We start from the raw sequence: 19395 nt of genomic DNA, 5'->3' as shown, positions 1-19395 counted from the left end.
AACCCGGTAACAGTCCTCACATTGCCGACCCATAAGGGAACCCCATGCCATCACCCCGCCGTTCGCGCCTGCCCTTTCATACCCTGCCCCTGTGCACCGTACTGCTGTGCGGCACCGCATCCTGGGCCCACGCCGCTGCCGATGCGGGCCAGAACCAGCCCCAGGCCGAACGGCGCAGCTACAGCATCGGCCCCGGGCCGCTGGTCACGGTGCTCAACCGCTTCGCCGAGCAGAGCGCGGTGTTCATTGCCGGGCACAACGACCTGGCCGCCGGCAAGCAGAGCCCAGGCCTGAACGGTCGCTACAGCGTCGCAGAGGCCCTGCAACTGCTGCTGGCGAACTCCGGGCTGCAAGCCCAGGGGGTCAGCGGCGGCTATGTGCTCAAGGCACTTCCCGCCACCAGCGGCCCGCTGCAACTGGGCACCACGCAGATTTCCGCCCAGGGCCTGGGCAGCGTCACCGAAGGCAGCCAGAGCTACACCACCGGGGCCAGCGCCTCGGCCACCGGCCTCAACCTGTCGCTGCGCGAAACCCCGCAAACGGTGACGGTGATCACCCGCCAACAGATGGACGACCAAGGCGCCACCAGCATCGCCGACACCCTGCGCCGGGCCCCCGGGGTCAGCGTGCAGAACTACGACAGCGAGCGCTGGGAGTTCTCCAGCCGCGGCTTGCCCATCACCAATTTCCAGTACGACGGGGTCAACGCCACCTACGACGGGGTCTACGACTACGGCACCACCAGCACCGACATGGCGACCTTCGACCGGGTGGAAATCATCAAGGGCGCCACCGGCCTGATGACCGGCTCCGGTGACCCGTCGGCCACCGTCAACCTGATCCGCAAGCGGCCGACCAAGGCATTCAAGGCCTCGGTCACCGGCACCGTCGGTTCCTGGGACAACTACCGCAGCGAAGGGGACATTTCCGGCCCGCTGACCGAAACCGGCAACCTGCGCGGGCGCTTTGTCGGGGTCTATCAGGACCGCAGTTCCTACCTCGACCACTACCAGAACACCAAGGACATCGCCTACGGCGTGCTGGAGGCCGACCTGACCCCCGACACTCTGCTGACCCTCGGCCTGGACCAGCAGAACACCCGCTCCCGGGGTGCCACCTGGACCGGCTTCCCGATGTACTTCAGCAACGGCTCGCGGACCCACTTCTCCCGCTCGTTCAACCCGGCCACCGACTGGAGCCGCCGCGACTTCAAGAACCAGACCCTGTTCACCTCCCTGGAACAGCAACTGGCCAATGACTGGACCCTGAAGGTCAGCTACGACCATCTGCGCCGCCAGCACGACACCCTGCTGGGCTCGGCCAGCGGCGGCAACCCGGACCAGGCCAGCGGCGACGGCATGTTCATGTACATGGGCAAGTTCAAGGGCGACCAGCGCCAGGACAACCTCGACATCAACCTGCACGGCCCCTTCAGCCTGTTGGGCCGCGAGCACGAGCTGATCGCCGGCTTCATGCTGATGAACGCCAGACAGGACATCCCGGTCCACGGTTCGGTGTACCCGCCAGTGGGCGGCAGCATCTACGACTGGCGCGGCGAGTTCGCCAAGCCGGACATCCCGAAGATCGGCGACAACGATATCCTCCAGCGCCAGACTGGCGCCTACCTGGCCACCCGCCTCAAGCCCACCGACGACCTGGCGGTGATCCTCGGTACCCGGGTCAGCGACTTCAAGGGCATCGACAACACCCGCTACCTCGACCCCAACAGCCCCGACGCACGCCAGCGCTACCAGCAGACCGGCGTGGTCACCCCCTATGCCGGGCTGGTCTACGACCTTAACGACAGCTACTCGCTGTACACCAGCTACACCAGCATCTACCAGCCGCAGATGAGCAAGGACGTCGACGGCAAGATCCTCGACCCGGTGCAGGGCGACAGCTACGAAGCCGGGATCAAGGCCGAGTACCTGGATGGCCGGGTCAACGCCAGCTTCGCGGTATTCCACACCGAGCAGGACAACGTCGCGCAACTGGTGGACGGCTGGGGCATCGACGCCATCTACCGCCCGACCAAGGGCGCGACCACCAAGGGTTTCGAGGTCGAGGTGGCAGGCGAGCTTAGCGAAGGCTGGAACCTGTCGGCCGGCTACAGCTACAACCACACCCGCGACGCCAATCACGACTACGTCTACGGCTCGGTGCTGCAGAGCACCGAACCGCAGCAGGTGGCGCGGCTGTTCAGCACCTATCGCCTGCCCGGCGCCTGGGACCGCCTGACCGTAGGCGGCGGGGTCAACTGGCAGAGCCAGTTCTTCGGCAAGGTGTACCAGCCCGACCCGAGCGATACGGTCAATGGCGGGCATGACTCGCGCATCACCCAGGACGGCTACTTCCTGGTGGATGCCATGGCCCGCTACCAGTTCAGCCAGCACCTGAGCTCGACCCTGAACGTGAAGAACCTCTTCGACAAGAAGTACTACACCGGTATCGGCAACTTCAGCACCGGCTTCTACGGCGAGCCGCGCAGCCTGCAACTGGCCACCCGCTGGGACTTCTAGCCCCGCGCCGACCCCCGGTAGCCCGCTCCGGCCGCGGGTTGACTACGCTTGTGCGAGCGTGCTCAACCCGCAGAGGAGCGCCCCCATGCAACGCATCCAGACCATCACCCCGTGCCTGTGGTTCGACCATCAGGCCCACGAGGCCGCACAGTTCTACTGCTCGATCTTCGAGCACTCGCGCATTACCCACGTCAGCTACTACGGCAAGGCCGGCTTCGAGTTCCATGGCCGCGCCGAAGGCTCGGTGATGAGCGTGGCGTTCGAGCTCGACGGCCAGGGCTTCAGTGCCCTCAACGGCGGCCCGGCGTTTACCTTCAACGAAGCGGTGTCGCTGCAAGTGCACTGTCGCACCCAGGCCGAACTCGACCACTACTGGAATGCCCTGGGGTTTGGCGGCCCGAAACAGGCCCAGCAATGCGGCTGGCTCAAGGACCGCTTCGGGCTGTCCTGGCAGATCGTGCCGCACACGCTCGCGCAGATGATGTGCGACCCCGACCCGGCCCGTTCCGAGCGGGTGATGCAGGCCCTGCTGGGGATGAAAAAACTCGATATCGCGACGCTGCAACGCGCCTTCGACGCGCGAAGCTAATACACTCGTGGCCGGTCCTTGAGCAATGGATATGGCCTTGACGAAAACCGCCCCGCCCTCTGCAGACGCCCCCCTCTTCTGGCGCAATGCGGCCCTGCCCTTTATCGAGGCCCGCTCCATCGCCGACGGGCGCAAGGTCTGCTATTGCGCTCATGCCCATGAGCAGTTCTCCATCGGCTGCATCACCGCAGGCGTCAGTAGCTACGTCAGCGAGCAGACGCAAAGGCAGGTGGGCGCCGGCACCGTGGTGCTGATGAACCCCGGGGTGGTCCACGCCTGCAACCCCATCGACGACCAGCCCTGGTCGTACCGCATGCTGTACGTCGACACGCCCTGGCTGACCCGCCTGCAACATGAACTGGGCGTGAGCCCCGAGTTGCAGTTCCAACCCTTCGAGGAAACCAGCAGCGATGACCCGCAACTCTTCGCCGACCTTGAACGGCTGTACCACGCCCTCGTGGACCCGCAGGCCGAGACGTTGCACAAGCACAGCTGCGTGGTGGCGTTCTTCAGCGAGCTGCAACAGCGCCTGAACCCGGCCAAGGCCCTGCCCCGGGAAAGCAACCACAAGCTTGAGCGGGCCGCGCAGTTCATCCGCCAGCACTGTACCGAGCCCCTGGACCTGGAACAGATCTGCCAGGCCGCGCAGCTTTCGGCCTCCTACCTGATCCGCGCCTTCAAGCAGCAGTACGGCATGGCGCCCCATGCCTACCTGGTCAACCAGCGGGTGCAGTTCGCCCAGGCCCGCCTGCGCCAGGGCGTGCCGATCGCCGAGGTGGCGCAGGCCGCGGGCTTCGCCGATCAGGCGCACTTGCAGCGCGCGTTCAAGCAGCATCTGGGGGCTACCCCGGGCCAGTATCAGGGGCCGCGACGGAGCAGGCGCGGCGAGCCCCAGGCCCACTGACGCCCACCTACGCTCAAAGCAGCAGGCAGGCCGCGCTGACCGCCAGCAAGGCCGCCATGGCCCGGTTGAACAGGCGCATGCTCGCCGGGTTGCTCAGGTAATGGCGCAAAAAACTGCCGGCATAGGCCCAGCAGGCCACCGACAGGTAGCAGATGACCAGGTACACCGCCGCGAACAGCCACACCAGCCGCGCCTCGCCATCGGCGGCGAAGGCCCCCATGCCGGCCACGCAGGCCAGCCAGGCCTTGGGGTTGAGCCACTGCATCAGGGCGCCATACCAGGCCGACGGCGCCCGGGGCTGGCCCCGGGTATCGAGCCGGCCATCGTCCCGGGCCAGCTTCCAGGCCATGTACAGCAGGAAGGCCACGCCAGACAGGCGGATGCCCTGGGTCAGGGCCGGCCACTGGCGCAGCAGTTCGTGCAGCCCCAGGCCGACCAGCACCAGCAACAGGACAAACCCCAGGGTGGCACCGGCCACATGGCGCAGGCTGGCCCTGAAACCGAACCGCGCACCGCTGCCTAGGGCGACGATGTTTACCGGCCCCGGGGTAATGGAGGCCGCCAGGGCAAAGGCCGCCATGGAAAACACTACGCTCATCACTTGCCTCTTTGTTTCTGTGGGTTGGAGCCGCACAGACTACGAGGCCGGGGGGAGGCGGTATTGAATAAAACTACCCTGTGCGCCGCGCCACTGCGCAGCACTGTTAATCCTCTGAAGAAGCGATGAAAGTCCAGCCGCCTCATGCAGCAAGGCTGTCTGAAAAGTCGAACTTAGTTCATGAGCATGCAACTAACCGCACTTACCCGTCACCACCAAAAAAGCAACTTTCAGCTTAAAAACAACCCGCTCATTCATCCTGGCTCAACTTCATTAGATTGATCGGCTATTTAAACCGGACGCCTGATCGCACCCGGCAATCAACTATTGAAACGAGTCACCAGTGCGTTGAGTTCATGGGCGGTGGATTCAAGATCGCCGCCAATGCTGCAGGAGTGCACGGCGATATCGGCATTCTGATCCGAGACCCGGGCGATATTGCTGATCTGCTCGGAGATTTCCTCGGCCACATGGGCCTGCTGCTCCGACGCCGCGGCCATCTGCTGGCTCATCTGGTGAATGCGCTCCACCGCCGAGTTGATGCCCTCCAAAGCCTGCTGGGTGCTGACCACCTGGGCCACCCCGGAGCGCGCCTCCACGCTGCCCTGGCGCGCCACTTCCACCGCCTGGCCCGCCACCTGCTGCAGGCTCTGGATGATGCGCTGGATGCTTTGGGTCGATTCCCGGGTCTTCGACGCCAGGGCCCGCACCTCATCGGCGACCACGGCGAAGCCCCGGCCCTGCTCGCCAGCCCGCGCCGCCTCGATGGCGGCGTTCAAGGCCAGCAGGTTGGTCTGCTCGGCGATCGAATGGATCATGTTCGCCGCCACCTGGATCGACTGGGTTTCCTGCGCCAGGCCTTCCACCGACTGGCTGACCGCATCCACCGTATCCGCCAGTTTCTCGATCACCACCCGGGAGCGGCGCGCCTCCTGGGAGCCCACCTGGGTCAACTCGTTGACCTGGTCGGCTGCGGCGGCGGTGTCATGGATGTGCACCGAAACCTCGGCGATCGACGAAGCCATCTGGTTCATCGCCGTGGCCGCCATGTCGGCTTCGTCGCGCTGCTTGCCCAGGGCCGACTCGGCCTGGCGCGACAGGTTCTGGCTGGTGGAAGCCAGTGCCGCCGCCTGGTTGGCGTAGTCCCCCAAGCGGCTGAGGGCGGTACGGATCTTCGCCGCCTCGCTGATCAGGATCATCTGCAGGCGTGCCACCGGGCCTCGCTCATCGGTATAGGTGCGGGCAATCAGCTCGCTGTCGAAACTGCCCAGGGACACCGCGCTGATGCGCCCCAGCAAGTGCCGGGTGCGATAGGCGCCGTAAGCCTGCACGGCAAAGAGCCCGAGCAGCGCCACGCCCAGCCCGGCCCAGGGCCCGGCCAGCCAGCCGGCCAGGGCGCTGGCCAGCACCGCCAGCAGCGGCGGCAACACAAAGACCCCGGCGCCCAGCAGCCGATGGCGCCAGGGCGTGGCCAGGCGGGTGCTGCGCAGGTGCGAATACAAGGCCCCGGCGCGCTCGACCTGCTGGCGCTCGGGCTTGACCCGCACCGACTCGTAACCGGCGATCACGCCCTGGCTGAATATCGGCGTGACATAGGCGTTGACCCAGTAGTGATCTCCGTTCTGGCAACGGTTCTTGACGATGCCCATCCAGCTCTTGCCGTCCTTGAGGTAGGACCACATATGGCCGAATACCGCTTCGGGCATGTCCGGGTGGCGCACGATGTTGTGCGGGCTGCCAATCAGCTGTTCGCGGCTGAAACCGCTGACCGCAACGAACTCGTCATTGCAGTAAGTGATCTTGCCGTGGGTATCGGTGGCGGAAATTAGCCGTTGCTCGGCAGGAAACACCCGCTCACGCTGAGTCACCGGGAGATTGTTTTTCATTTGAAAAACCTCGCAGGAAGTCTGGTAATTGCTCGTCATGATCAAACAGCAACTGGCGCATCCTGCGATTACCCGAAGACTTCTTCTGCGTACCTGCAGAACTTTCCGAGCCTGATGAGCCATCAACTAAAACAACTACTCAGCGCCCGACCGGTTCGAGTTTAGATAGCACTTTTAATTGCGCTATTGGCTCCAGGAAAATAACTTCCCTGGCAACGGATCTAGATTCAATATTCTTGACCTGGATCAATACTTAGCCTGGCAAGCAATGCCCCAGCCGCCCCCGGTTGAGAACCGATGGCCCATCGCCTACCTTTTCCAGGCCCCTGAGCCACAGAGCCGCCCCCATGATGCCTGCCTCCTGCCAAGAAACGGCCCGCCTGCTGCTGCGCGCCCCGACCCTGGACGACCTGCCCCAGGCCTGTGCCATCCATGGCGACCCGCAGACCAACCGCTTCAACCCCAACGGCCCGATCAACGCTGCCGCCTGCGCCGGCAAGCTGCACGGCTGGATCGAACACTGGCAGCAGCACGGCTTCGGCTACTGGGCCATCGCCCTGCGCAGCGACCCGCAGCGGCTGATTGGTTTCGGTGGGATCATGCAGGGCTTCTTCGGCCACGAACCGGGGCTGAACCTGTACTTTCGCTTGCGCCCCGAGGCCTGGGGCCAGGGCTTCGCCGCAGAAATGGCCCGGGCCGCCCTGCAGCTGGCGTTCAGCGAACTGCACGCACCGCAGGTCACCGGCCTGGTGCGCCCCGACAACCTGCCCTCGCGGCGCGCCCTGGAACGCCTGGGGCTGAGCCTGTACGGCGAACTGGACGACTTTCCCGGCCAGGCGCCGAGCCTGCTGTACCGCATCAGCGCACCGGACAACCCAGGCCCGGGCTGACCCTCAGGGCAGGCCCCCTGGCAGCCTGCCCGGCGAATTCGAGGATTGACAAAGCGGTTGCCGGCTTTTAAAACTGGGCGCCTGATTCTTGAGCCTGCAGTGACCATGTCCCCAGCCACGCCCTTCATCCTTCGCACCATTGGCCTTTCGGCCAAGGTCGAGGCGCGCGTGGCCTGCAGCTCTAAATCGAAGAAACAGTCGCTCATGTGACCGGGGCGCTGTGTCCCGTCAGATGAGCTGACAGGACCTCAAGCGCTACGGACACCCTCCCCCTGCTTACCGCCCTTCTACTCTTCTGACGACGACCCGACGGTCAACCATCAGGAGAACACGCATGTCATCGTTTCAAGGTATCTGGGTCCCTATCGTCACCCCTTTCATCGACGGTGCCGTCGATTTTGCCGCCCTGGGGCGCTTGACCACTCACCTGCTGGAAAGCGGCGTCGCCGGGCTGGTGGTTTGCGGCACCACCGGCGAGGCCGCGGCCCTGGACAAGGACGAGCAGTTGGCGGTGCTCGATGCAGTGCTGGAGCGGGCCCCGGCCGGGAAAGTGATCATGGGGCTGGCGGGCAATAACCTGAAGTCGCTGCTGAGCTTGCAGGAGCAGATCCTCAAGCGTGCGGTGGCCGCCTTGCTGGTGCCGGCGCCCTACTACATCCGGCCATCGCAGACAGCCCTGGAGAGCTTCTTCGCCACCGTGGCCGATGCCTCCAGCGTGCCGCTGATTGTCTACGACATTCCCTACCGCACCGGGGTGACCCTGGACACCGCTACTTTGCTGAACATCGTGGCCCATCCGCGGATCGCGGCGGTCAAGGACTGTGGCGGCAACCTGGAAAAGACCCTGGCGCTACTGGCCTGCGGGCAGATCGAGGTGCTGTGCGGCGAGGACCTGCAACTGTTCAACGCCTTGTGCCTGGGCGCCCATGGGGCCATTGCGGCCTCGGCGCATATTCACCCGCAACGGTTCGTCGCCTTGCTGCAACAGGTCCGGGCACAGCAGCTGGATGCGGCCCGGAGCACCTTCATGCAACTGGTGCCGCTGATCAAGGCGCTGTTCGCCGAACCCAACCCGGCGCCGGTCAAGGCACTGCTGGCCCACCAGGGGTTGATCGGAACGCAGTTGCGAGCACCGATGCAAGATTGCAGCCGCGCCCTGCAAACCCTGCTCCGCACCCTGTAGGAGCGGGCTTGCCGGCGAAGAGGCCGCCACGGCTTGCACCCGCTTTCGCTGGCAAGCCAGCTCCTACAGCTGGCGCGACCTCGCTGGGGTTCTTGCAGGTGCCTTCAGCGGATGGGCGGAATGCGGATCTGCCCGGCGCGGCACTGGTTCTTCACGCCTTTGCCGCAGGCGCCGAACTCCAGGTCCTTGGTCAGGCAAACACGAACTTCGGACAGCTCGGGGCCGCTGCACAGAATGGCAATGCCGTTCTCGGCGATCCCCGGGTTGCTCTGGCGAAACTGCTGAGCGATCTGGCTGGCCTCGAAATAGCGCACCGTGGTCGAAGGCTGCAGCGCCTCGGGAACCTGTACCCTGGCCAGGGCCTTGTCCGCAGCATCCAGGTACCCCATGGCCCCCAGGCCGCTGCAGGTGCCGTGCTTGCTCCACTCATGGTTCATCAGCTTGGCGGTGGGAAACAGGGTCAGGCCCTTGGCCCGTTCCTGGGCATTGAGCTGGGTCAGGGGTGGGCAAGACTCAGGCCAGCCACCCTTGGCGTATTGCGGCCACAGGCCGTGCAGGACAAAACCGTAGCCCTTGCCGGTGCACTGCTCGTTTTCCGGGTGCATGAGGCAGAAGGTCGGCGACCAGGACAGGGTCAGCAGGTAATAGTCGAAGGTGCCCGCCACCGAATCGCGCTGCTGCTTGGGCTGACGTGCGTCGCTGATGCCCACCATCCCCAGGGTCAGCACCAGGGCTGCCATCAGGGTAAAAAACTTTCTCATCGTGACCTTCTCCTTGGGAAAGCGCATCGTCCTGGCCCCGCCATCGGGGTGGAACGGATTGAAAACAGCCTGATCTTTCTGACAGGCCGGCGTTGCCGGAACATGACAGCAATTGCCCGGTGTCCCGCACAAGCGGGTCAGGCAGCGGCCCGGAGAATACCCGCCAATGCCCTAGGCGGCAGCGCCCTCACTGCGCCGATACAGGCCGACCCCCAGCGCCAGCACCGCCAGCAGGCCGGCACAACTGCGGTTGACCCAGCCCATGACCCGGGCGGAAAAGCGCGCCATGGCCCGCCGGCCACCCACGGCATAGAGGCTCATCATCAGGCAATCCACCAGGGCGCTGACCACGGCCAGGATCAGGTACTGCTCGGCCACCGGCTGCTCCGGGCGCACGAACTGCGGCACGAAGGCGGAGAAAAACAGCAGGCCCTTGGGGTTTGACAGCCCCACCAGCAACGCCCGGCGAAACGCCGACCAGCCGCTGGCCGAGGCCCCGCCCACCGTACAGGCCAGGGCACGGGTCGGCGCCCGCCACAAGCACCAGGCCAGATACAGCAGATAGGCCGCGCCGCAGCTCTTGACCACCACGAACAACTCTTGCGAGGCCTGCAGCAACGCTCCCAGGCCGCAGCCCACCGCGCCGATCAGCAGCAGGTCGGACAACGCCGCCCCGGCGATGCCCCAGCCAGCCACCCGCATGCCATGCACCGCGCCATTGTTCAAGGCCAGCAACATCGAGGGGCCGGGGGTAATCATCACCGCGCTGACGGTGACGATGTACAGCAGCAGGGTTGGTATATCCATGGGTTCGCTCCAGGGTCATGCGCCGCGATCCGAAATCGCCCGGAGCCGCTCATGGCGCCCGCTACGCGGGGGGCAAAATATGACGGATCACTGCGGTACCGGGCAAGCACGACGGACCGCACACACCACTCAGGCGTCGGGAACGCTGACGAAGATGCTGTAGCGGGCCCCTTCCATGGCTTCGAAGGCGATCAGTTTCTGCACCAGCGGTTCGCTGAGCACCTTGCCGGCATTGAGCAGCAACATGCCATTGTCGGCATTCAGGTTGCGCCGCAGGACCATCCCGGCCCGCAGTTCCCGGGTCCCCAGGACCTTGACCGTCGGATCATCGACGGTGACATCGCTCTGATAGGCGGCACAGACCTGGACAAAGTCTTCCACCAGATTCGGGTCGTACAGGCGGCCCGCGTACTTGCGAATGAACAGCAGGGCTTCATCGCTGTTCATGTGCCGCTCCAGAATCAGCCCGCACTGCAATTCGATGAAATCCACCGCCAGCTTCAACAGCCGGGAGCCCCAGGGAATCGCCTCGCCCTTGAGGCGCTGGGGAAAGCCGCTGCCGTCCCAGCGCTCCTGGTGATGAAGGATCAACCGCGCGGCATCCTGCATCGGCTCCAGAGCCATCAGCACCGATTCGCTCTGCTCGGGGTAGGCGCGGTAGCGCGCCTGCTCGGTATGGCGCAACAAGTCCGCCGGCGCCAGCAGCATGGCGTCGCTCCAGCTCAGCTTGCCGATGTTGTACAGGGCCGCCGCCATGGTCAGGTCGCGGCTGCTGGCCTCGTCCAGGCCGTGCCTTTTGCAGCAGGCACGCACCAGATCGATGATCTTGCGGTTGGTTTGCTTGTCCGCGGGCAGCCTCAGGTTGGCCAGCAGCGAAAACACTTCAGTGGCGGTCACATAGCTGTGCTTGAGCTCTTCATAGGCCAGGTCGAGCATGTCGGCAGTCTGCTGCAGCTCCGCGGTTCGCGACGCCACATGCCGTTCCAGGCTGGCGTTGCTGGCCTTGAGTTGCTGGTTCTGCTCCAGGACCAACTGCTGCAAACGCTTGAGCTCGCGCTCGGCGAGTTGGTGTTCCAGGCTCTGGCGCAGCACCAGCAGCAGCTCTTCGTCATTCCAGGGCTTGCTCAGGTACTGGTGGATCTGCCCGTCGTTGACGGCCCTGATGATGGTGTTCAGATCGGCATAACCGGTGAGCAGGATTCGCCGCACCGCCGGGTACTTCTCCCGCACCCGGGCCAGCAGGGTCGCGCCGTCCATGCCAGGCATGCGCGCGTCGCTCATCACCAGGTCGACGGGGCCTTCGGCGAGGATCTCCAGCGCTCTGGCGCCACTGTTGGCCAGCAGCACTTCATAGGGTTCGGGACGCAGCAGACGCTTGAGACTGTTGAGAATCGACTCCTCGTCGTCCACCAACAGCACACGTGGACGCCTACCTGGCTCAACCGGCTGCGGATCTTCCATGGGGCTCTCCCTGTGCGGTATAGGCCGCCTTGGGGCGTGCTCAAGGACGGCCCGGCAGCGGCGGTTTTTCCCAGACAATCCTAGATGAGTTTTTTATTTTCACGCCATTGCCCGCCGCGAAATAAATTCGTCCGCTGCGGCACTGCGCAATGACTATGCTGACAACGTTGCAAGGCGGGCTCAGGGTACTAGGGAAGGTCTATGGACGCTGGCAGTGACGCACAGACAAAAGCACAAAAAGCCGCGGACCGGCCCCCAGGGCGGGCCAATCGGCGGATCCTGATTGTCGATGACAGCCCGGCAATCCATGAGGACTTCCACAAGATCCTGGCGCCGCGCCAGGCCTCGGACCTGAGCCAGGCCGAGCAGCAGTTGTTCGGTCACGCCACGACGCCAGCGCAGCAAGCACCCTTCTGCCTTGATTCGGCGTTCCAGGGCCAAGAGGCCCTGGCCCGGGTCGAGTCTTCCCTGGCCCTGGGCCTGCCCTACGCCATGGCGTTCATCGACATGCGCATGCCCCCCGGCTGGGATGGCCTGGAAACCATCGAGCGCCTGTGGAAAGCCGATCCTGACTTGCAGATCGCCCTGTGCACCGCCTATTCCGACTATTCCTGGGAAGCCATGGCACAACGCCTGGCATTTGGCGACCAGTTGCTGATCCTGAAAAAGCCCTTCGACAGCCTGGAAATCCGCCAGATGGCCAGCGCGCTGACCTGGAAGTGGCAGATGGCACAGGACGCCCGGCAGAAACTCGACGACCTGCAACAGACCATCGAAAGACGGGTGGCCGAACTGTTCAAGGTCTCCCACCTGCTGCACTACGACGTGCTCACCGGCCTGCCCTCCAGCACCTTGCTGGGGGACCGCCTGGGCCAGGCCATGGCCCGGGCCCGCCGTTATGAGCAGCGGCTGGCGGTGATGTTCTTCGGCCTGGACCGGTTCAAGCGGATCAACCATGCCCTGGGATACCCGGCCGGGGACGAGCTGCTCAAGAGAATCGCCAGGCGCCTGGAACAGGGCATGCGCGAGTCGGACTCACTGTTTCGCTACGGCTCCGACGAATTCGTGGTGGTGCTCCATGACCAGCAGCATCCGGCGCAGATACGCGCACTGGCGCAAAAGCTGCTGGCCACCGTGAGCCAGTTCGATGACATCGCCGGGCACGACCTGCAGGTGACGGCCAGCCTGGGCATCAGCCTGTACCCCGAGGATGGCCAGGATGCCCTGGTGCTGATCAAGAAGGCCGAGATGGCCATGCGCACCAGCAAGGAGCAGGCACCGGGCAGCTACTGTTTCTTCACCGATGACATGACGCATCGGGCCCGGGAGCAGCAATACCTGGAATCGGGAATTCTCCAGGCCCTGGAACGCCAGGAGTTCCACCTGCATTACCAGCCGAAAATCCACCTGGCGTCGGGCAATGTGGTAGGCGCTGAAGCGTTGATTCGCTGGCAACGCCCACAACAGGGCTGGATCAGCCCCGAGCTGTTCATTCCAGTGGCCGAAGACAGCGGCTTGATCACCCGCATCAGCCAGTGGGTCCTGGGAGAAGCCACTCGCCAGTGCCGGGCCTGGCAGAACGCCGGCCTGGCCCCTGTGCCGTTGTCCATCAACCTGTCGGCGGCTGATTTCAGGCAGCCGCAACTGCTCCAGCAACTGCGCGACGCGCTCAGCGACAACGCCCTGGACCCGGCCTGGCTGGAACTGGAAATCACCGAAGGCGTACTGCTGCAGAACGTCGAGGTCACGCTGGCCACCCTGCTGGAGATCAAGGCGCTGGGCGTGCGCCTGGCAGTCGACGACTTCGGTACCGGCTATTCGAGCCTGAGCTACCTGCGCAAGTTTCCCGTGGACGTGCTCAAGATCGACCAATCCTTCATCCACGGCCTGAGCCACGAACACAAGGACGCCGTACTGGTCAGCGCCATCATCAACCTGGGGCGCAGCCTGAACCTGAAGGTCATTGCCGAAGGAGTGGAAACGCGCCAGCAACTGGCCTTCCTCCAGCAGCAAGGCTGCGAGGAAGCCCAGGGCTACTACTTCAGCAAGGCCCTGCCCGCCGAAGACTTCGCTCGCCTGCTGGGCAAGCACAGGCCACAGTTCCAGGTAACGGACCATGACCACTGAACAACCGCGCCCTGCGCCGCGCCGCCACGCACGGGTACTGCTCCTGCTGTTCTGGGCAGGATTGGGCACCATCAGCCTGAGCGCCTTCGCCGCGCCCCTGGACGAGCCGCTGAAACCGCTACCCGCCCCCCCGGCACTCGACCCGCAGCGGGTCGAGCTCGGACGCCAGCTGTTCAACGAACCGCGCCTGTCACGGGATCACAGCCTGTCCTGCGCCAGCTGCCACCACCTGGACCAGGGCGGCGCCGACTCCCAGGCAAAATCGCAGGGTTTCAAGGGGCAGCCCACCCGGGTCAACACCCCCAGCGTGTTCAATGCCGCGCTGAATTTCCGCCAGTTCTGGGACGGGCGCGTCGAATCCCTGGAAGCGCAGATCGACAGCGTCGTGCAAAGCCCCATCGAGATGGGCAACACCTGGCCGGCGCTGATCCGCACCTTGAGCGATGACAGCGTCTACCAGAAGTCCTTCGGTGCCCTGTACCCGGACGGCGTCACCGCAGCCAACGTGCAAAATGCCCTGGCCACCTATGAAAAGACCTTGCTCAGCGCCAACTCGCGGTTCGACCAGTACCTGCAAGGCAATACCGACATCCTCAGCCTGGAAGAAAAATACGGTTACCAGCGCTTCAAGGATTACGGCTGCATCGCCTGCCACCAGGGGGTCAATATCGGCGGCAACATGTTTCAGAAGTTCGGCGTGATGGGCGACTACTTCGCTGCCCGGGGCAACCCCACCGATGCCGACCTGGGGCGCTTCCTGGTCACCGGCGACGAACAGGACCGCAACGTGTTCAAGGTGCCCAGCCTGCGCAATGTCGCGGTGACTGCGCCCTACTTCCACGACGGTTCGGCGCCGACCCTGGAGCAGGCCGTGGAGGTGATGTTCAAGTATCAGCTGGGGCGTCCGCCCAATGCCGAGGACATCAGCCTGATCGTCAAGTTTCTCAAGACCCTGACCGGCGAATGGCAGGGCAAACCCCTATGAAGCTGTCCCGACGTGTGCCCGCCATGCTGCTGTCGCTGCTGACCCTGAGCCTGGTGCTGGGGCTGGCCTTTCTCTACTTCAAGACAGTGATCGGCCAGCCCTCGAACTACGTACTGGCGCGAGACCTGATCAGCCATATCAAGCAGTTGAATGCCCAATGGGAAACCGAGGTGCTCAAGGCTCGGATCGCCATCACCCACAACTACGATCCGCTGGTAGCCCCGGTGCAGGAAATCAACAGGCTTTGGAACCACTTCGATCAACTCTCGCAGCAGAACCACACCGACCCCGAGGCCTGGAAGGCCAGCCACCAGGCATTCATCGAGGTTTTCAAGGAAAAGGCCGACCTGGTGGAGCGCTTCAAGTCCCACAACTCGGTACTGCGCAACTCCCTGGCGTTCCTGCCCACTGCCGAAGACGATATCCAGAGCCGCCTGGCCGGCCTTGACGACCAGGCGCGGCTGTCAGAGCAGACCATTGCCATCGACACTTATGACCTGCTGCTCAGCAGCCTGGAATTCGCCCAGGTTTCCAGCGACGACCGGGCCGCAGACATCCTGGTGGGGCTGAACAAGCTGGCGGTCAACAAGGAGCGCCTGCCCGAGCCCATGCATGAGCCGGTGGAGATCCTGAGCAACCATGTCTCGGTGATTCTGCGGGAGCAACCGGTGGTCAACGACCTGCTGGAGCGCATCACCTCGATCCCCATCGCCCAGCGCCTGGACGACATTACCCGGCTGCTCAATGCCGACCAGCTCCAGGCAGACCTGCAGGACCAGAAGGCCCACCAGTACCTGCTGCTCTTCGCGGCCCTGCTGGTGATATTGATCCTCTACCTGGCCGTCAGGCTGGTACGCAGCTACGCGGTCATCCATCGGGTGAACACGGCCCTGCAGAGCGCCAACGAGCACCTGGAACACCGGGTCGAGGAACGTACCCGGGAGCTCAAGGAAGCCCAGAGCGAGCTCATGGACAGCGCCCGCCAGGCTGGCATGGCGGAAATTGCAACCAATGTCCTGCACAACGTGGGCAATGTGCTCAACAGCGTGAATATCTGCAGCGAAGTGCTCAGCCGCACCCTGCGCTCCAGCAAGGCGCAAGGGCTGGGCAAGGCCATGCAGTTGATCAACCAGCACCAGGATGACCTGGGGCGTTTTTTCACCGAAGACGACAAAGGCAAGCTGCTCCCCGGCTACCTCAATCAATTGGTGGACGCCATAGCCACCGAGCAGCAGGGCATGGGCGAAGAACTGGCCCAGTTGGCCCGTAGCGTCGACCACATCAAGGAAATCGTCGCCACCCAGCAATCCTATGCCGGAGCTTCACGACTGATAGAACCCCTGCAGGTCGCCGAGCTGATCGAAGACGCCCTGCGCATGAACTCCGGCGCCCTGGCCCGGCATCAGGTCACGGTGGTCAAGGACTATGGTCCGTTGCCCCCGGTGATGGGCGACAAGCACCGCATGCTGCTGATCCTGATCAACCTGATCAGCAACGCCAAGTACGCCATGTCCAACCTCGATGATCTTCCGCGGACCCTGACCCTGAGCGCCAGAGTGCTGGACGGCCAGACCCTGAGCATCAGCGTCAAGGATGAAGGCGAAGGCATCCCCGCCGAGAACCTGACGCGGATTTTTTCCCACGGCTTCACCACCCGCAAGGACGGCCATGGCTTCGGCTTGCATAGCTGCGCCCTGGCGGCCATGGAGATGGGTGGACAACTCAATGTGCACAGTGACGGCCCCGGCCTGGGCGCCACCTTCACTCTGGACATCCCGCTGATCAGCGCAGAGGCCCCATGATGGACCAGCTGAACAACCGCCGGATCCTGCTGATCGACGATACCCCGTCGATCCACGAAGACTTTCGCAAAATCCTCACCCCCGCCGAGACGGCCCACAACGACCTGGATGACCTGGAGGCACAGTTGTTCGGCGCCACCGCCAAGCCCCGACAACAGCCTTTCGAACTGGATTCGGCCTACGGTGGCGAGGAAGGCCTGGCCATGGTCTGCCAGGCCCAGGAGCGGCAGCGGCCCTATGCCCTGGCGTTTGTCGACATGCGCATGCCAAAGGGCTGGGACGGCGCGCAGACCATCGAGCGCCTCTGGCAACAGGACCCGCGGCTACAGGTGGTGGTCTGCACCGCCTACTCCGACTATTCCTGGGAAGAGCTGCTCGATCGCCTGCAGGGTCACCACCGCCTGCTGATCCTGAAGAAGCCTTTTGACAACATCGAAGTCCAGCAGATGGCCAACACCCTGACCAGCAAGTGGGAAATGACCAGCCGCGCGCTTTTGCAAATGCATCACCTGGAGCATCTGGTGCAGCAGCGCACCGAAGACCTGAGGCGGGCCGGGGCGGCGTTGCAACTGGAGATCGACGAACGCAAGCAGTTGGAAAACCAGCTGGTGCAATCGGAAAAACTGGCCTCTCTCGGGCAACTGGCCGCTGGGGTCGCCCACGAAATCAACAACCCCATCGGTTTCGTGTCCTCCAACCTCGGCAGCCTGGCAGGCTACCTGCAGCAGCTCGACCAGATGCTCAGCGCCTATCGCCAGGCCGAAGAAGCCATCGCCGCGCCGGAACTGCGCAAGCACCTGCAGAGCCTGCGCGAGAGCATCGACCTGGACTTCCTCCAGCAGGACATTCCAGTACTGATCAGGGAGTCCAAGGAGGGCATCGGCCGGGTGGCCCAAATCGTCAAGGACCTGAAGAACTTCTCCCGGGTCGACAGCGACCAGCAATGGCAACTGGCGAGCCTGCAACAGGGTATCGACTCGACCCTGAACATCGTGGCCAACGAACTCAAGTACAAGGCCGACCTGGTGACCGATTACCAGCCGTTGCCGGAAATCGAATGCCTGCCCTCCCAACTCAATCAAGTGGTGATGAACCTGGTGGTCAACGCGGCGCAGGCCATAGGGCCCGAGCGCGGCACCATTACCCTGCGCAATGGCGTGGACGGCGAGCGGGTCTGGCTGGAGGTCAGCGACAGCGGATGCGGCATCGACCAGGCGCACCTGGCCAAGATCTTCGACCCCTTCTTCACCACCAAGCCGGTAGGCCAGGGGACCGGCCTGGGCCTGTCGCTGTCCTACGGCATCGTCAAGAAGCACGGGGGGCAGATCAGCGTGCAGAGCCAGCCCGGCGTCGGCACCACCTTTCGCGTGGAACTGCCGATCCGGCAGGCGCGCCAGGAGTTGCCCGCACAACCCGAGTCAAACCTGCCGCCCTCAACCGCCACGGCCTGGCACAGGAGCTGTCCATGAACCGCCCCGACGACTCGATCAAGCTCGGCAAGCAAGCCCGCAAGGACTGCCCCCGCAGCTCCCACTCCGATCCCGGGCAGATCAAGCGCGACCCCTTGCCATTGATCGAGGCCTCCAGCCAGGGCCGGGTCCAGTCCCTGGTGGCGCTGCGCTACGGGCGCATGCTGGTGTCACCCTTCACCTTCTACCGTGGCAACGCCCTGCTCCAGGCCCACGACCTGGCCGGCACCCCGGACATGGGCCTGCGCTCGACCATCTGTGGCGACTGCCACCTGATGAACTTCGGCGGCTTTGCCACCCCCGAGCGCAACCTGCTGTTCAGCGTCAACGATTTCGATGAGGTCCATCCCGGCCCCTGGGAGTGGGACCTCAAGCGCCTGGTGGCGAGCTTCCTGATTGCCGCCCGGCACCTGCGCCACGGCCCGGGGGTCGAAGAGACGCTGTGCCGCGAACTGGTGGGCGCCTACCAGCGCAGCATGGCCACCTGCGCCGGGCAAAGCGCCCTGGAGATCTGGTACGACGCCCTGACCTACGAAGACCTGCTGCACCAGGCGCGTTCCAACAGCGCCACCCTGGAACATGTGCAGCGGGCCATCGACAAGGCCGCCCGGCGCACCCATGCCGAGCTCCTGCCCAAGATCAGCGAGCGTGACGCCCGGGGCCGCCTGCTGATTCGCGACGACCTGCCGGAAATCTTCCACCTGCACAACACCACCAGCCTGCTGGACCCGGACGATGACTGGATGCGCCTGGAAGACTGGCGGCCGCTGTACGACACCTTCATGCGCGACTACCGCGGCACCTTGCAGGCCGACCGCCGCGAGCTGCTGGCACGATTCCAGCCCCGCGACCTGGCCTTCAAGGTGGTGGGGGTTGGCAGCGTCGGCACCCGCTGCCTGGTGGCGCTGCTCACCGACGCCCAGCAGCGGCCACTGTTCCTGCAATTCAAGGAAGCCCGGCGCTCGGTGCTCGCCGACTATGTGCGCGAACGCTCGAAGCCACGGCACAACGGCCAGCGGGTGGTGGAAGGCCAGCGCCTGATGCAATCCGCCAGCGACCTGTTCCTGGGCTGGACCACCGGCCCCCATGGCCGCCATTTCTATGTGCGCCAACTGCGCGACATGAAGGTCTCGGCGGAACTTGAGACCTTCGACGAGGACACCTTCGCCGCCTATGCCAGGATCTGCGGCCGGGCCCTGGCCCGGGCCCACGCCAAGGCCTCGGGCCAGGCCGCCCGGATCAGCGGCTACATCGGCAAGAGCGAAACCCTGGCCGAAGCCCTGTGGCACTACGCCCAGGCCTATGCCACGCAGAACGAACGGGATTTCGAGCGCTTCCAGCAGGCCTGCCGCAAAGGCCGCCTGCAAGCGCGCTCGGAGGCCGACTTCGCCGCCGACCACCTGCCCTGAGACAC

General features: G+C 64.5%; 15 protein-coding genes. 10 read left to right on the top strand and 5 right to left on the bottom strand.

The features are described from left to right. Nucleotides 1–44 precede the first annotated feature (44 nt). From KCG88_RS03745 to KCG88_RS03735, 3 genes are all read left to right on the top strand, one after another. Nucleotides 45–2519 (top strand): TonB-dependent siderophore receptor, encoded by a 2475-nt coding sequence (locus KCG88_RS03745; RefSeq protein ID WP_210711778.1) that lies wholly within the window; start codon nucleotides 45–47, stop codon nucleotides 2517–2519. Between the two features lie 85 nt (nucleotides 2520–2604). Further along, nucleotides 2605–3108, top strand: coding sequence for a VOC family protein (locus KCG88_RS03740; protein WP_210711777.1), 504 nt, complete (start codon nucleotides 2605–2607; stop codon nucleotides 3106–3108). A 25-nt stretch (nucleotides 3109–3133) separates the two neighbouring features. Further along, nucleotides 3134–4012 (top strand): AraC family transcriptional regulator, encoded by an 879-nt coding sequence (locus KCG88_RS03735; protein WP_210711776.1) that lies wholly within the window; start codon nucleotides 3134–3136, stop codon nucleotides 4010–4012. A gap of 13 nt (nucleotides 4013–4025) precedes the next feature. Here the strand turns inward: KCG88_RS03735 and KCG88_RS03730 are convergent, their stop codons facing one another. Together KCG88_RS03730 and KCG88_RS03725 are read right to left on the bottom strand one after the other, a co-directional pair. Then, nucleotides 4026–4610 carry a LysE family translocator gene (locus tag KCG88_RS03730; RefSeq protein ID WP_210711775.1) on the bottom strand — a complete coding sequence of 195 codons (585 nt, stop codon included), beginning with the start codon at nucleotides 4608–4610 and terminating at the stop codon, nucleotides 4026–4028. Between the two features lie 320 nt (nucleotides 4611–4930). Then, entirely contained in the window at nucleotides 4931–6496 is a 1566-nt protein-coding gene (locus KCG88_RS03725; protein ID WP_047337078.1) for a PAS domain-containing methyl-accepting chemotaxis protein, read from the bottom strand. 350 nt (nucleotides 6497–6846) lie between these two features. Here KCG88_RS03725 and KCG88_RS03720 point away from each other — a divergent pair, with 350 nt between their 5' ends. Together KCG88_RS03720 and dapA are read left to right on the top strand one after the other, a co-directional pair. Beyond that, complete coding sequence (locus KCG88_RS03720; protein WP_047337079.1) at nucleotides 6847–7386, top strand: GNAT family N-acetyltransferase; 540 nt, start codon at nucleotides 6847–6849, stop codon at nucleotides 7384–7386. Between the two features lie 334 nt (nucleotides 7387–7720). After that, nucleotides 7721–8569 carry a 4-hydroxy-tetrahydrodipicolinate synthase gene (gene dapA / locus KCG88_RS03715; protein ID WP_047287034.1) on the top strand — a complete coding sequence of 283 codons (849 nt, stop codon included), beginning with the start codon at nucleotides 7721–7723 and terminating at the stop codon, nucleotides 8567–8569. A 104-nt stretch (nucleotides 8570–8673) separates the two neighbouring features. On the opposite strand, the gene KCG88_RS03710 is transcribed toward dapA, so the two are convergent. The 3 genes from KCG88_RS03710 to KCG88_RS03700 form a co-directional block, all read right to left on the bottom strand. Further along, nucleotides 8674–9330 carry a ribonuclease T2 gene (locus tag KCG88_RS03710; RefSeq protein WP_047336983.1) on the bottom strand — a complete coding sequence of 219 codons (657 nt, stop codon included), beginning with the start codon at nucleotides 9328–9330 and terminating at the stop codon, nucleotides 8674–8676. Nucleotides 9331–9501: 171 nt separating this feature from the next. Further along, on the bottom strand, nucleotides 9502–10137 hold the full coding sequence (locus KCG88_RS03705) for a LysE family translocator (RefSeq protein ID WP_047336984.1): 636 nt from the start codon (nucleotides 10135–10137) through the stop codon (nucleotides 9502–9504). Between the two features lie 129 nt (nucleotides 10138–10266). After that, a complete protein-coding gene (locus tag KCG88_RS03700; RefSeq protein ID WP_210711774.1) occupies nucleotides 10267–11598 on the bottom strand; it encodes an HD domain-containing phosphohydrolase in 1332 nt (443 codons plus the stop codon). Nucleotides 11599–11799: 201 nt separating this feature from the next. Between KCG88_RS03700 and KCG88_RS03695 the strand changes: the two genes are divergently transcribed. The 5 genes from KCG88_RS03695 to KCG88_RS03675 are packed head-to-tail and all read left to right on the top strand — an operon-like array spanning nucleotide 11800 to nucleotide 19390. Further along, on the top strand, nucleotides 11800–13725 hold the full coding sequence (locus tag KCG88_RS03695; protein ID WP_047336986.1) for a GGDEF and EAL domain-containing protein: 1926 nt from the start codon (nucleotides 11800–11802) through the stop codon (nucleotides 13723–13725). After that, a complete protein-coding gene (locus KCG88_RS03690; RefSeq protein ID WP_047336987.1) occupies nucleotides 13715–14710 on the top strand; it encodes a cytochrome c peroxidase in 996 nt (331 codons plus the stop codon). The genes KCG88_RS03695 and KCG88_RS03690 overlap by 11 nt, the downstream gene beginning before the upstream one ends. Continuing rightward, complete coding sequence (locus tag KCG88_RS03685) at nucleotides 14707–16512, top strand: DAHL domain-containing protein (RefSeq protein ID WP_047336988.1); 1806 nt, start codon at nucleotides 14707–14709, stop codon at nucleotides 16510–16512. The genes KCG88_RS03690 and KCG88_RS03685 overlap by 4 nt, the downstream gene beginning before the upstream one ends. Next, complete coding sequence (locus KCG88_RS03680) at nucleotides 16512–17981, top strand: ATP-binding protein (protein ID WP_047287046.1); 1470 nt, start codon at nucleotides 16512–16514, stop codon at nucleotides 17979–17981. Before KCG88_RS03685 ends, KCG88_RS03680 begins: the two co-directional genes overlap by 1 nt. After that, entirely contained in the window at nucleotides 17978–19390 is a 1413-nt protein-coding gene (locus KCG88_RS03675; protein WP_047336990.1) for a DUF2252 domain-containing protein, read from the top strand. Before KCG88_RS03680 ends, KCG88_RS03675 begins: the two co-directional genes overlap by 4 nt. Nucleotides 19391–19395: the final 5 nt, after the last annotated feature.

This window comes from Pseudomonas sp. MWU349, from assembly GCF_017947325.1.
Classification (GTDB): Bacteria; Pseudomonadota; Gammaproteobacteria; order Pseudomonadales; family Pseudomonadaceae; genus Aquipseudomonas; species Aquipseudomonas protegens.
This window is presented reverse-complemented; position numbering and strand designations above follow the sequence as displayed.

What these genes read in the sequence shown, in the direction of transcription:
- KCG88_RS03745 (WP_210711778.1), top strand. Translation starts at nt 45, where the DNA reads ATGCCATCACCCCGCCGTTCGCGCCTGCCCTTTCATACCCTGCCCCTG.
- KCG88_RS03740 (WP_210711777.1), top strand. Translation starts at nt 2,605, where the DNA reads ATGCAACGCATCCAGACCATCACCCCGTGCCTGTGGTTCGACCATCAG.
- KCG88_RS03735 (WP_210711776.1), top strand. Translation starts at nt 3,134, where the DNA reads ATGGATATGGCCTTGACGAAAACCGCCCCGCCCTCTGCAGACGCCCCC.
- KCG88_RS03730 (WP_210711775.1), bottom strand. Translation starts at nt 4,610, where the DNA reads ATGAGCGTAGTGTTTTCCATGGCGGCCTTTGCCCTGGCGGCCTCCATT.
- KCG88_RS03725 (WP_047337078.1), bottom strand. Translation starts at nt 6,496, where the DNA reads ATGAAAAACAATCTCCCGGTGACTCAGCGTGAGCGGGTGTTTCCTGCC.
- KCG88_RS03720 (WP_047337079.1), top strand. Translation starts at nt 6,847, where the DNA reads ATGCCTGCCTCCTGCCAAGAAACGGCCCGCCTGCTGCTGCGCGCCCCG.
- dapA (WP_047287034.1), top strand. Translation starts at nt 7,721, where the DNA reads ATGTCATCGTTTCAAGGTATCTGGGTCCCTATCGTCACCCCTTTCATC.
- KCG88_RS03710 (WP_047336983.1), bottom strand. Translation starts at nt 9,330, where the DNA reads ATGAGAAAGTTTTTTACCCTGATGGCAGCCCTGGTGCTGACCCTGGGG.
- KCG88_RS03705 (WP_047336984.1), bottom strand. Translation starts at nt 10,137, where the DNA reads ATGGATATACCAACCCTGCTGCTGTACATCGTCACCGTCAGCGCGGTG.
- KCG88_RS03700 (WP_210711774.1), bottom strand. Translation starts at nt 11,598, where the DNA reads ATGGAAGATCCGCAGCCGGTTGAGCCAGGTAGGCGTCCACGTGTGCTG.
- KCG88_RS03695 (WP_047336986.1), top strand. Translation starts at nt 11,800, where the DNA reads ATGGACGCTGGCAGTGACGCACAGACAAAAGCACAAAAAGCCGCGGAC.
- KCG88_RS03690 (WP_047336987.1), top strand. Translation starts at nt 13,715, where the DNA reads ATGACCACTGAACAACCGCGCCCTGCGCCGCGCCGCCACGCACGGGTA.
- KCG88_RS03685 (WP_047336988.1), top strand. Translation starts at nt 14,707, where the DNA reads ATGAAGCTGTCCCGACGTGTGCCCGCCATGCTGCTGTCGCTGCTGACC.
- KCG88_RS03680 (WP_047287046.1), top strand. Translation starts at nt 16,512, where the DNA reads ATGGACCAGCTGAACAACCGCCGGATCCTGCTGATCGACGATACCCCG.
- KCG88_RS03675 (WP_047336990.1), top strand. Translation starts at nt 17,978, where the DNA reads ATGAACCGCCCCGACGACTCGATCAAGCTCGGCAAGCAAGCCCGCAAG.